The organism is Pseudomonas sp. PLMAX (assembly GCF_046042685.1).
GTDB lineage: Bacteria > Pseudomonadota > Gammaproteobacteria > Pseudomonadales > Pseudomonadaceae > Aquipseudomonas > Aquipseudomonas putida_AE.
Map to the genome: position 1 here is coordinate 1,491,262 of NZ_CP064949.1, position 11,906 is coordinate 1,503,167.

The window sequence follows — 11,906 nt, forward strand, 5'->3', positions numbered from 1 at the left end:
GTCCTCCAACATGGCGTTGGTCTTTCGGACGCCTTCGCCGGCAAGCCGGGCTCCTGCAAGGGCTGCTTTATTCAGAAAATCTGGGTGAACAACCAGTACAAACTGCCCGACAACACTATCGCCGCCGGCAAGGTCAGCACCCAGGCCATCAGCAGGTTGCGGATGGTCTTCATCTGCAAGCCGCCGCCATTGGCGACCATGGTCCCGGCCACCCCTGACGACAACACGTGGGTGGTCGAGACCGGCAAGCCGAACATGTCGGCGGCGCCAATGGTCAGCATGGCCACGGTTTCCGCCGAGGCGCCTTGGGCGTAGGTCAGGTGGGTCTTGCCGATTTTCTCGCCCACGGTTACCACGATGCGCTTCCAGCCGACCATGGTGCCCAGGCCCAGCGCAATTGCTACGGCGATCTTCACCCACAACGGAATGAAGCGCGTGGCGTTGTCGATCTGCTGCTTGAACAGCTGCAGTTTGCCGTTGGTGTCGGCGTCGAAGTTACCGACCTTGTTCTTGTCCATCAGGCGGATGGTTTCGCTGGTCAGGTACATGTCGTTGCGCACGTTGCCCATGGCTTCGGCCGGGACTTTGGACAGCGAACCATAGCCCTTCACTTCATTACCGATGTTGCCGGCCAGTGCCGCGAGGGCGGGGATCAGTTGCGGCGTGACCTCCTTGCTGCGCACGTAATCGGAGAGGATCGGTCGCGGATCGGCCGGTGCCGGCAACGGCGCACTCTTGACCAGCGCCTGTTGGGTCACTTCGGCCACGGCGGCGAACTGCAACGCCTGGTCTGCAGGCATGGTGCGGTTCAGTGCATAGGCCATCGGCAAGGTCCCGACCAGGATCAGCATGATCAGCCCCATGCCTTTCTGACCGTCATTGGAACCGTGGGCGAAGGACACGCCGGTGCAGGTCAGGATCAACATGCCGCGAATCCACCATGGCGGCGGGGTGTTGCCCTTGGGCTCCTTGTACAGCGCGCGGTTCTTGACGAAGGCCCGCAGGGCCAACAGCAACAGCGCGGCGCAGCCGAAGCCGACCAGCGGCGAGAGCAATAGGGCGTATCCCACCTTGGTCGCCTGCGCCCAGTCCACGCCGCTGGTGCCGTCACGCCCGTGCATCAGCGCATTGGCCACGCCGACACCGATGATCGAGCCGATCAGGGTGTGCGACGACGAGGCCGGCAGGCCCAGCCACCAGGTGCCGAGGTTCCACAGGATCGCGGCGATCAGCAGGGCGAAGATCATCGCGAAACCGGCGGATGAACCGACTTGCAGGATCAACTCCACCGGCAGCAGCGCGATGATGCCGAACGCCACCGCGCCACTGGACAGCAGCACCCCGAGGAAGTTGAAGAACCCGGACCAGACCACCGCGAAATTCGGTGGCAGCGAGTGTGTGTAGATCACGGTGGCGACGGCGTTGGCGGTGTCGTGGAAACCGTTGACGAACTCGAAGCCCAAGGCAATCAGCAAGGCCACGCCCAGCAGGATGAATGGCGTCCAGGTGGTCACCTCCGTGCCGAGTTCGTTCATGTCGTGCATCAGGCTGTAGGCGGTGAACAGCAGCCCGATGCCCAGCACTGCAAAAAACACCACGAGGGTGAGCGCACCGGGTTTTTTATCGAATTGCGGTTTGGCGCTGCTGGCGGGCGCCGGGGCGGCGGTAAAGGAGGGGGTAGCCATGCCGGACATTCCTGAGGAGGGAAGGAGTGTCGTTGATGATCGTTGCAAAATATTACAGAGAGACTGCCCTGTGTCAGTGTTTGGTTTTTTATGATTCTTGAAAGATCGCAGCCTGCGGCAGCTCCTACAGGGGCTGCGATTTTTTGACCTTAATAATCCTGCCGCTTACGGAACGCCCAACGTCCCGCAATCAAGGTAAAGGTCGCAACCAGCGCCACCAGGATCCAGAACCCTTCAGGGTCTTGGGACAGCGGCACCCCACCCACGTTCATGCCGAAAAAACCGGCAATGATGTTGATCGGCAGGGCCAGCACCGTCACCACCGTCAGGGTGAACAGGGTGCGGTTGCTCTGTTCGTTGAGGTTGGCGGCGATTTCTTCCTGCAGCAGCTTGATCCGTTCCCCCAGCGCCGTGAGGTCGTTGATGATCAAGGCAAACTCCTCGGTGGACTTGCGCAGTTCCTTGACGTCCTCCTTCTGCAGCCAGGGTGGCGGGCGATTGAGCAGGCGCAGCAACGACCCCGGCTCCAGCGCCAGCAGGCGTTGCAGGCGCACCAGCACCCGGCGATTGGCCCCCAGTTCCGCGCGGTTGGTCGACAGGCGCGAGGACAGCAGTTCATCTTCGATCTGATCCACGCTCAGGCTGGTCTTGCGCACGATCTGGGTCAGCACTTCGCCCTGGTCGCGCAGCAGATGCACCAGCAACTCCAGCGGCGAGCGGAAGCATTCACCGGCCTTGACCGATGAGCGCAGCTTGTCCACCGAATGCAGCGGTTGCAGGCGCGCGCTGATGATCAGTCGACTGCGGGCACAGACCCACAGGGTCGAGACATCGGAGGAGGTCATGCTGCTGAGGTTGAACACCACGTCGTTGACCACCGCCAGCAACGCCGAATCGACATGTTCGATGCGCGTCGATCGTGAACCTTCATGCAAGGCTTCGAAAAACTCGTCGGGCAGTTCCAGGTGGCTCTTCATCCAGCGCTCGCACGCGGCATGGGCGAGGTTCAGGTGCAGCCAGAGAAATTGCTCGGCGTCCTGCGGGTGTTGCAGGTACTGCAAGGCCCTGGCCGAATCGATTTCCTGGCCGCGTTCACCGGGGCGAAAACTGAAACCGTACAGCAGGCCGAACAGATCCGGATCGCGATGGCTGTGATCGATGCTGTGGTTCATGAGGGCTCGCATGGGGGGCGCCTGTCGCGTGTTTTACAGGTTCACGTGAGCCGCATCATCGCAAGGCTGGATGACGGATTTGTGACCTCGGCCTGATCGGTCACCCAAACGCAAAAAAGCCGCACGATGGGGAGCATCGTGCGGCTTTTTTTCGGGTGCATCAGTCGTCTTTCTTGTTCTTCAGGACTTCGCCGGTGGCGGCGTTTACGTCCACGTCCCATTCAACGTTGTTGGCGTCGCGCAGTTCCACTTCGTACTCGTAGCTATTGAAGTGGTTGTCCAGGTCACTGTCGGTAATCGTGGCACCCGGGTGCAGCTTCAGCACGATCTGGTTCAGTTCCTCCAGTGGCTTGATCTTGCCGTCCTTGACCAACTGAGGGATCTGGTCGACGGGAACATCAGCCTGGGCCAGGCCAGCGGTGAGGGTCAGGGTTGCAGCGGCGAACAGGGCAGTCAGGGTTTTCATAAGCTTCTTTCCTTGGATGAGCTGTTTAAGTGGGATCAGAATAACTGTGGCAACTTAATTCAGACTTAAATTCCCTTGAATCGAATGATCAATAGCCGTTATTGCGTATCACCTGCGCCACACTCGCCGCCGCCGGGCGTTTATAGAACTTCAGAAGCTCGCTGGCGCGGTTGGTGAAGATACCGTCGACGCCAGCCGCCATGACCTTCTGGTAATCCACCGCCTCATCGATGGTGTAGACGTGGACCAGCAGGCCCTGATCGTGGGTGTACTGGTTCATCCACGGTTGTACCAGGTCGGCGTAGCTCTGATCGCCACCCTGGGTCAGCGCGGCGGACGGGCCGGTACCGATCGCGCCCTGGGCCTTGGCGTAGTCGACCCAGCGCTGGAACTCGGCTTTGTCCTTGGGTTGCTGTTTGGCGTAGTAAGCGGCTTTGTCCTTGTCGCCGGATTGCGCGAAGCTCACTGTCGACTTGGGTTCGATGCTGCCTTCGCCAACCCACAACAACAAGATCTTCGGCACCTGTGGCATTTCCTTTTGCAGCAATTCGAGGCTGCTTTTCTCGAAGGTTTGCAGCACCACCTTGCCTTTGCCCTGGCCGACGCCCAGTGCGCTCTTGGCCAGCTTCGACCCTGCGGGGCTCAGCCAGCCGCGATCCTGGAGTTTTTCCTTGAGATCGCGTTCGATGCCGGGAAACTGCTTGGGCTCCTTGGTCTCGATGTACAGGCCGGGCTTGTGCAGCGGATTGCCCTGGGCGATGTCGATGATTTCATCGAGGGTGAGGATTTTCAGGCCGGCAAACGCAGGACGCGCGCGATCCGGGTAGGCCGCGTTGAACCAGCTGCCGGCATCCAGGGTTTTCAGCTCGGCCATGGTGAAGGCATTGGCCGGGCTGTCCTTGCGCTCGGGGAACTTGCTGGCGACGTCGGTGGTGCGTTGCAGGTTATTGTCGTGCAGGGCGAACAGCACGCCATCCTTGCTGCGCTGCAGGTCCAGCTCCAGGTAATCGGCGCCGAGGTCGCGGGCCAGTTTGTAGGCGGCGGCGGTGGATTCCGGTGCATCGAAAGATGCGCCACGGTGGGCGATCACCGCCGGGTGCGGAATGCCCATTCGGGTGGCCAGCGCGGCGGGGCCGGGCTCGCTGGCGGCCTGGGCCTGGCCGAGGCCAAGCAGCAAACTCAGGAGCAGGGCGCTGTGGGTGAAGGTGGCCGGCATGGTCGAGATCCTTTCGTGACAGGTTTCAAAGAGGTCTCTTTTAACAACTGAGCGTTGCCAGCGCTATCGCGAGACCGACATAAACGTGTTGAAAGCTGATGTCGGTCAGCGTTTTTGTGTTCTTGTCTGCATTATTCTTCGTCCCGGCAACTTCCCCGGCAGAGGGAAAACCATTCGCTGGCCATGCGTGTAAACCATCGATCACTTCTTGTGAGGTTTCCATGCGCATCACTTCCCAGCTCATCTGCCAGGCCGCCGACCAGCTCCAGGGCTTCGTCGGCCTCAATCGCAAGACTGGCCACTACATCGTGCGTTTCAGCGAAGACTCGTTCGGTATGGACGTGGCTGACGACGGCATCATCCCCACCAGCGAATTCGTCTGGGTGCCTGGCCCGGAGCAGACCATGACGCTCAAGCGCGAGTTGATCCAGTTGTTGCTGGATCAAAATATTGATGAGCGAATCAACATCACCGAGCCGTTGCGGGTGTACATGGACAGGCGGGAAGTGCCGGAGATTTCGGCGGTGAGGAGTCTGGTGCGGGGTTAGTGGGCTTTCTCGCTGTTGCTGTTGCTTTGGCTTTTGATCTTGATCTTCTTGTCCCATCGAGAGGCTTCGTTCCGGTTCTGTCCAGCGCGGCGGGCCCCTGTAGGAGCGAGCTTGCTCGCGAAAAAACCGAGAGCACCGCGGGGTGTCAGGCTCCCCGCGTCATCGTTGACCTCCATCGCGAGCAAGCTCGCTCCCACAGGTATCGCGTACAGCCGCAAAATGTCAGGCCGTCATCGCTGGCAAGCCCGCTCCTGCAGAGGTTGGGGTGAACTCATAGGCCCGCTCAACAAGGCAAACCCGGGTATGACACTGCGCATACCAGGTCGAACGCCCAAGCTCACGAATTGCCCGGTGCTCGGGATGCTGCTTCCACGCCAGGATCGCCGCCTCACTGGCCCAATATGACACCGTAATCCCCAGCCCATCATCGCCCCGCGCCGACTCTACACCGAGGAACCCCGGCTGCTCACGCGCCAGCGCCACCATCCGTCCGGCCGCTTCGGCGTACCCCTGGTCACCCTCGGTTCGTAGCGAAGTGAAGATCACTGCGTAATAGGGCGCAGCAATCATGACCGCCGCTCCACGCACGCTGCGATCAAGGCCCCCACCAGCGGCGGCAGGGTACCCTCGAGGGCAGCGCGTTCCGGCTGGAACAGCGTGGCGACAAAGAACGGATGACCGCTGAGCTCGACCGCGCGCAAACCGTGTTCGGCATCATGGCCGACGGCATGAAGCGCGTGCTGGAGCAGTTCCCGTTCGAACTCGGGATTCACTCCGTAGCGGCAGCGATAGCCCTCACGAATTTCACAGGTTTCATATGCCCTGGCGATCAGCGAGCCCTCCCGCAAATGAATAGTGTCGACCGCCTCAACCAGTGAACACGCCAGCGGCGTGAGCAATGCCCGCGATGCATCGGGAGCCGTCTCGCCATGTTCGGCATCCGCCCAGCCGAGCACGTTGCGCGCATATTCCAGCACCGCGTGTTGAAACCCGCCGCAGGTGCCGAGGAAAGGTCGCCGCTGTTCACGGGCAAAGCGAATCGCCCGCAAGGCACCGTCCATGCTGCGATACGGGCTGGCGGGCACGCACCAGAAACCGTCGAACCCGGCGAGCGGCGTGTTGGCATGCAAGCTATCGGTGGCCAGCCACTGCCCTTGCACGTTTCGGCCGCTGTGTTCGGCGGCCATGCCGAGCGCCACCGGGATGGCCTGGTGGGCGGTGACTTGAGGGTCTTGATCACCGATCAGGGCGATGCGAATGACGCGGTTTTCCATGGGTGACCTCGGCGCTTGTTGATTCCTGGCAGCCACTATAGATTGGCGTTCACGCACTCAATATTGGCGTTATCCCAAGTGATCAATGCAGCGACGCACTATCGACTGGACTACCCAGACCTGGCCCTGGTGCTCGCCTTGGTGCGCGGCGGCTCTCTGGCCCGGGCCGCGCAGCTGATGAAAGTGGATGTCTCGACGGTGTTTCGCGCCGTGCGTCGACTGGAAGCCGCACTGGGCCAGCCGTTGTTCGAAAAAAGTCGCGCCGGCTACCTGCCCACGACCTTGGCGCAGGCCCTGGCGGAACAGGCCGAGCGCGCCGAACAGGCTTTGGAAGCCGCCAGGGTCGGTGTGGAGCAGGGCGGTGAAGTGGTCAGCGGCACCGTGCGCCTGACCTGCACCGATTCGGTCCTGCAAGGCTTACTGCTGCCGGCGCTGGCGCAGTTCATGCCGAACTATCCGGCGTTGATCCTTGAGCTCAGTACGTCCAACGACTTTGCCAACCTCAGCCGCCGCGATGCCGACATCGCCTTGCGCCTGACCCGTACGCCACCTGAGCACCTGGTTGGGCGACGCCTTGCAGGGATTGGCTACCGAGTGTGTGCCAGCGCCGGTTATCTTCAAGGGGTCGATGCGACCGATCTGGTGTCACTGACCTGGATCGCCCCTGACGACTTCCTGCCTGATCACCCGACAGTGGCCTGGCGTCGTCAGGCATTGCCGGGGGTGATGCCGGCTTATCGCTGCAACAGCATGCTGTCGGTCACCGAACTGGTGCGGGCGGGGTTGGGCGTGGCGGCGTTGCCGGACTTTCTGATCGGTGATGGATTACAGCCACTGGGCGAGCCGTTGCAAGGATACGACACCGCGCTGTGGCTGCTGACCCGCCCGGATTGCCGAGCCTTGCGCTCGGTGGTGACGCTGTTTGACGAGCTGGGGCGGGCGCTGAAGTTACCCTAGGCGGTTCAGGCCTTTGGCTCGTCCTTGCGCACGAAGTGCTGATGCATTTCCGTGGTCAGGTTTTCGATGCGCTCGGTGAGGGCTTTGGTCATTTCCGTGAGGCGGGTGTTTTGCTCAAGCAGCGCCAGCAGTTGCGCGCTGTTTTTCGCCGCTTCCGCCTGGCGCTCACTGTTGGCGATCGCCAGCGCTTCGCGGTGTTGCGCATCGGCATCGGATTGGGCTTTGTCCCGCGCGGCCTGGCGGGTCTGGGCCAACAGGATCAGGGGTGCGGCATAGGCCGATTGCAGGCTGAACGCCAGGTTGAGCAGGATGAACGGGTAGGCATCGAAATGGGTGACACCGAACAGGTTCAGGCACACCCAGGCCACCACGATCAGCGTTTGTGCGCCGAGAAAGGTCGGTGTACCGAAGAACCGCGCAAAGGCCTCGGCACGCAGGGCGAATTTGTCATTGCCGAAGGTCGGCGCCAGGTGGGCATGGCGGCGATGGAAACGCAGGTGATCGACGGGGGCGGTGGTTTCGTTGCTCGTGGAATTCATGATGCTCTCTGCAGGCGCTGGGACTGAGGCTCACTATAGCCTCGGCACGAGTTTCATTCTGAAACACATTCTGCCGTACACATTGAAGCGATCAGTTCTTCGACGCCGCAGTCGAGATTGTCAATTATTGCACCTGATAGCAGGCCAGGAACATGTCCAGCGCCGATTCCACCACGGTGCCTTGCATCTCGGTCGACAAAGCCGGCAAGCCCAGGGAAATCTGCGGCCAGAAGGCAAAGGATTTGAGCATGCCATGCAGCTGTTGCGCGGCAAATTCCGGGGCGACCGCTTTCAGGCGTCCATCCGCCTGGGCGGCTCGAATCCATATCGTGAGGTTTTCTTCGCGCTCCCCCATTCGCGTCACCATGCTTTGCGCGCGCTCCGGAGAATGGATGGTGGCGGCGATGGCCACCCGCGCCAGATCGAGCAGATTTTCATCGCTCAATACCGAAAGCTTTACCGTCAGCATATGACGCATCTGGTCACGCAGGGGCAGGTCGGGGCGGTAAGGCACTTCCTGTTCCGCCGTGACCCGGACCCACAATTGATTGAGGATTTCAGCGAACAACTCTTCCTTGCTGGGGAAATGGTTGTACACCGTGCGCTTGGACACACCGGCGGTGGCGGCAATCCTGTCCATGCTGGTGATGTCGAATCCATTGGCACGGAATTCGACAATCGCCGCCTGAATGATGGCTTCGCGTTTGCGGTCGGTGAGGCGCTGTGGAGCTGTCATAAATACGCTTCGGCAGGAAGAAAGGAAAATTACACTCGGTAGTTTACTTGTGATCGGCTTTGATGCAACCTTGAAACTACACTGTGCAGTGTAATGTTTTGTTAATCCTGCCCGGTAAAACTAGAGTGCTCGGCTGATGCGTGCGTGTCTCGGCCATTTATCGTCCCAAAAACGGAAAACCGTGAAGCTTGCGGTTTTCCTGGAGTCATTGCCCCATGGCCAAATCAACTTCCGCGGCGAACAGCGCCTCCCAACCTGAAGCTTCCCGACAGGCTCAAGGACAGTTTCAAAACCACAGGCCGATTCAGCGTTTAAGCCTTGGCAAAACCTTGCGCATCCTCTGGAACGCGATGTTCCACAAACCGCGCAACACCCGGCCGACGGCGCCTGTACCGATGCAACCCCTGACGCAAGCGGCGTTGCTGGCAGCGCCCAACCACAGCGTCTATCGCCTCGGTCATTCCACGGTATTGCTCAAGCTGCGGGACAAATTCTGGATCACCGACCCGGTCTTCGCCGAACGCGCCTCCCCCGTGCAATGGGCCGGCCCCAAGCGTTTTCACCAGCCGCCGATCAGCCTCGAGCAATTGCCGCCGATTGAAGCGGTGATCCTGTCCCACGATCACTACGATCACCTGGACTATCACGCGGTGCTCAAGCTTGCCGACAAGGCCAGGTACTTCCTGACCCCGCTGGGCGTGGGTGACACTCTGATCAAGTGGGGAATCGACGCCAGCAAAATCCGCCAGCTGGACTGGTGGCAGGGTACCGAGGTCGAGGGCATCCAGTTCGTCGCCACCCCCTCGCAGCACTTTTCCGGTCGCGGCCTGTTCGATGGCAACAGCACCCTCTGGGCCTCGTGGGTGATGATCGATGGCGATACGCGGATCTTTTTCAGTGGCGACAGCGGCTACTTCGACGGCTTCAAACGCATTGGTGAACAATACGGCCCGTTCGACCTGACCCTCATGGAAACCGGCGCCTACAACGTCGACTGGCCCCATGTGCACATGCAGCCTGAGCAAACCCTGCAAGCCCACCTCGACCTCAAGGGCCGCTGGCTGCTGCCGATTCACAACGGCACCTTCGATTTGTCGACGCATGCCTGGTACGAACCCTTCGACCGCATCCTGGCCCTGGCCTGGGAGCGCAATGTCTCGATCACCACGCCGCGGATGGGCGAGGCGTTCAATATGCTGGCGGCGCAGCGCGGTACGGCGTGGTGGTATGAAGTCGAACAGCAGGTCTACCAGGATCAGCAAATCCTCGGGTGAAGCGCCTACAGAACGAGACGAGTTTTCCTATGTGATTCAGGGCAAGTGATGACGGATATTCCCGGCCACGTCGGTAGGCTGGAAAGCTCACCCCGTACCACAAGGATGTCATTCACATGGATGTAAGGATAAAAGGCTGCATGACGCGGCTGGCCCAGGTTGTTCTGCTTTCGATCGCAAGCTACGCCAACGCACAACCATTGGAGTACTTGAGTGTCGATGAAATCAGCAAGGAAATGCAGCGCGGCCAGCTGAGTGCCGAGGCGCTGGTGCAACACCTGCAACAACGCATCGACAGGCTCGATAAAAACGGACCCACGATCAATTCGGTCATCGAGCTCAACCCCGATGCGCTGGCGATTGCCAGGTCGCTGGATCGGGAGCGAGAACGAGGGCATGTTCGCGGCCCCATGCACGGTATTCCGCTGTTGTTGAAAGACAACATCGATACGTCTGACCAGATGCAGACCAGCGCCGGATCATTGGCCATGATCGGGCAACCCGCCGCCGAGGATGCCTTTATCGTGCAACGGCTAAGGGCCGCAGGCGCGATCATTCTGGGCAAGACCAACCTCAGCGAGTGGGCAAACTTTCGTGACCCCGCGGTCCCCGACGGCTGGAGTGGCCGAGGCGGGCAAACCAGGAACCCGCATCTGTTAAGCCAGACGCCCTGCGGTTCAAGCTCCGGGTCCGGTGCGGCAGTGGCCGCAGGTTTTGCACCCTTGAGCGTAGGGACGGAAACCGCCGGCTCGATTATCTGTCCGGCATCGCTCAATGGGGTGGTGGGGGTCAAGCCCACCGTGGGGTTGTTGAGTCGCAGTGGCATTGTCGCTGTGACACACAAACTCGACACCCCTGGGCCGATGGCTCGCAGCGTTCGCGATGCGGCACTGCTGCTCAACGCCATGACGGGCAATGACGCCGCCGATCCGGTCAGTAAACCCCGAGCCCTCGATGGCGTGGACTACACGGCATTGCTCCGACCTGGTTCGCTGGTGGGGCGAAGCCTCGGTTACCCACTCAAGTTCGATGTGAGCGGCGAGGCCGCGCAGAGCGATCCTCAGTTTTCCCGGGCGCTGGAAGTCATGCAGGCCGCCGGCGCAAAATTGATACCCATTGAGCTCAAAGACCCGCAGTCGGCGCAGGTGGAGGAGGCCCTGTCCATGGGAATCAAACGACACCTGCCTGAATACCTCGCGCAACGCACCGGCCTGCCCATCAAGAGCCTGGAAGACCTTGTCCGTTTCAATCAACGCATACCTGGGGTCGAAGACCATGGGCAAAGCGTGTTGATCGCGGCCAACAACCTGGTGTTTGACCCGCTTACCTACGAGCAACTGTGGCAGACAATCCAGAGTGAAAACGCCGCCGCCATCGATGACGTCCTGGTGCAGCACCAACTGGATGCCGTGGTGCTTGATGTCGGCTCACCGGGGTTGAATGTCGTTCCGCTGGCGGGCTACCCCAGCATCATGGTGCCTACCGGAGCGGATGAAGACGGGCTGCCCACGTCGGCATTATTCTTCGGTGCACGCTGGAGCGAAGCCAGCCTCCTGGCATTGGCGTATGGCTATGAACAAGCCTCCCATGCGCGGCCAATACCTGCATTCAGGCCCTAGTTTCAGTTCCATGCACGTCTGGTCGTAGCGCAAGTGATGGTGCTGCGACCTCATTCAACCATCGCAAAATCCGCCCGCGCCACCGGATTCGGCGTAGGGCCTTTCACGTTCATCCCTCTACCCGGCGCAAACCCCGGGAAAAACACCAGCCCCTCAGCTTCAAGCCTGTATGCCAAGGCCAGACGAGTGACATCCAGCACCTCCTGCCGCGCCTCGAAGCGCTCGATGGCCTGCACGGAAACCCCGGCTTCGCGGGACAAGACTTCCACGCTCCAGCCCAGCATCGCTCGGGCCTGGGCGCAGTGGGCCGGGGTGAATTGGAAAAGGGCGATACGTTCCAGGGTGATTTTCATCGCTTGAGAGGCCATGGGGGTTCTCCGGGCTCGAGAGTACTGGTTTTAAATATACTGTGTTTTTGTA

Annotated in this window: 14 protein-coding genes; 4 read left to right on the forward strand and 10 right to left on the reverse strand. The window is 60.7% G+C overall.

Going from position 1 to position 11,906, the window contains the following annotated elements:
• Positions 1-71: 71 nt before the first annotated feature.
• The 5 genes from DKB71_RS06760 to DKB71_RS06780 form a co-directional block, all read right to left on the reverse strand.
• Positions 72-1,685, reverse strand: a complete 1,614-nt coding sequence (locus DKB71_RS06760; RefSeq protein WP_274073356.1) for an inorganic phosphate transporter — start codon at positions 1,683-1,685, stop codon at positions 72-74.
• Between the two features lie 149 nt (positions 1,686-1,834).
• Positions 1,835-2,857: a transporter gene (locus DKB71_RS06765; protein ID WP_274073598.1), complete on the reverse strand. Its 1,023-nt coding sequence runs from the start codon at positions 2,855-2,857 to the stop codon at positions 1,835-1,837.
• A 160-nt stretch (positions 2,858-3,017) separates the two neighbouring features.
• Positions 3,018-3,323 (reverse strand): PepSY domain-containing protein, encoded by a 306-nt coding sequence (locus DKB71_RS06770; protein WP_274073357.1) that lies wholly within the window; start codon positions 3,321-3,323, stop codon positions 3,018-3,020.
• Between the two features lie 88 nt (positions 3,324-3,411).
• On the reverse strand, positions 3,412-4,539 hold the full coding sequence (locus DKB71_RS06775) for a glycerophosphodiester phosphodiesterase (RefSeq protein ID WP_408599919.1): 1,128 nt from the start codon (positions 4,537-4,539) through the stop codon (positions 3,412-3,414).
• Positions 4,540-4,579: 40 nt separating this feature from the next.
• On the reverse strand, positions 4,580-4,762 hold the full coding sequence (locus DKB71_RS06780) for a hypothetical protein (protein WP_274073359.1): 183 nt from the start codon (positions 4,760-4,762) through the stop codon (positions 4,580-4,582).
• Here DKB71_RS06780 and DKB71_RS06785 point away from each other — a divergent pair.
• Entirely contained in the window at positions 4,761-5,087 is a 327-nt protein-coding gene (locus tag DKB71_RS06785) for a DUF2025 family protein (protein WP_323627409.1), read from the forward strand. The genes DKB71_RS06780 and DKB71_RS06785 overlap by 2 nt on opposite strands.
• A 222-nt stretch (positions 5,088-5,309) precedes the next feature.
• Here the strand turns inward: DKB71_RS06785 and DKB71_RS06790 are convergent, their stop codons facing one another.
• Both DKB71_RS06790 and DKB71_RS06795 read right to left on the reverse strand, forming a co-directional pair.
• The gene (locus DKB71_RS06790) at positions 5,310-5,657 is read right to left on the reverse strand and encodes an antibiotic biosynthesis monooxygenase family protein (RefSeq protein ID WP_408599920.1); all 348 of its coding nucleotides are present in this window, start codon (positions 5,655-5,657) and stop codon (positions 5,310-5,312) included.
• Entirely contained in the window at positions 5,654-6,361 is a 708-nt protein-coding gene (locus tag DKB71_RS06795; protein WP_408599921.1) for a CTP synthase, read from the reverse strand. Before DKB71_RS06795 ends, DKB71_RS06790 begins: the two co-directional genes overlap by 4 nt.
• A 15-nt stretch (positions 6,362-6,376) precedes the next feature.
• Here DKB71_RS06795 and DKB71_RS06800 point away from each other — a divergent pair, with 15 nt between their 5' ends.
• Positions 6,377-7,318, forward strand: coding sequence for a LysR family transcriptional regulator (locus tag DKB71_RS06800; protein WP_408599922.1), 942 nt, complete (start codon positions 6,377-6,379; stop codon positions 7,316-7,318).
• 5 nt (positions 7,319-7,323) lie between these two features.
• Here the strand turns inward: DKB71_RS06800 and DKB71_RS06805 are convergent, their stop codons facing one another.
• Together DKB71_RS06805 and DKB71_RS06810 are read right to left on the reverse strand one after the other, a co-directional pair.
• Positions 7,324-7,857, reverse strand: a complete 534-nt coding sequence (locus tag DKB71_RS06805; protein WP_408599923.1) for a DUF1003 domain-containing protein — start codon at positions 7,855-7,857, stop codon at positions 7,324-7,326.
• Positions 7,858-7,981: 124 nt separating this feature from the next.
• Complete coding sequence (locus DKB71_RS06810; RefSeq protein ID WP_323607256.1) at positions 7,982-8,593, reverse strand: TetR/AcrR family transcriptional regulator; 612 nt, start codon at positions 8,591-8,593, stop codon at positions 7,982-7,984.
• A 215-nt stretch (positions 8,594-8,808) separates the two neighbouring features.
• Here DKB71_RS06810 and DKB71_RS06815 point away from each other — a divergent pair, with 215 nt between their 5' ends.
• The gene (locus tag DKB71_RS06815) at positions 8,809-9,867 is read left to right on the forward strand and encodes an MBL fold metallo-hydrolase (protein WP_323627401.1); all 1,059 of its coding nucleotides are present in this window, start codon (positions 8,809-8,811) and stop codon (positions 9,865-9,867) included.
• Between the two features lie 116 nt (positions 9,868-9,983).
• Positions 9,984-11,486, forward strand: coding sequence for an amidase family protein (locus DKB71_RS06820; RefSeq protein ID WP_408599924.1), 1,503 nt, complete (start codon positions 9,984-9,986; stop codon positions 11,484-11,486).
• 50 nt (positions 11,487-11,536) lie between these two features.
• On the opposite strand, the gene DKB71_RS06825 is transcribed toward DKB71_RS06820, so the two are convergent.
• Positions 11,537-11,854, reverse strand: coding sequence for a helix-turn-helix transcriptional regulator (locus tag DKB71_RS06825; protein ID WP_323607252.1), 318 nt, complete (start codon positions 11,852-11,854; stop codon positions 11,537-11,539).
• Positions 11,855-11,906 lie beyond the last annotated feature (52 nt).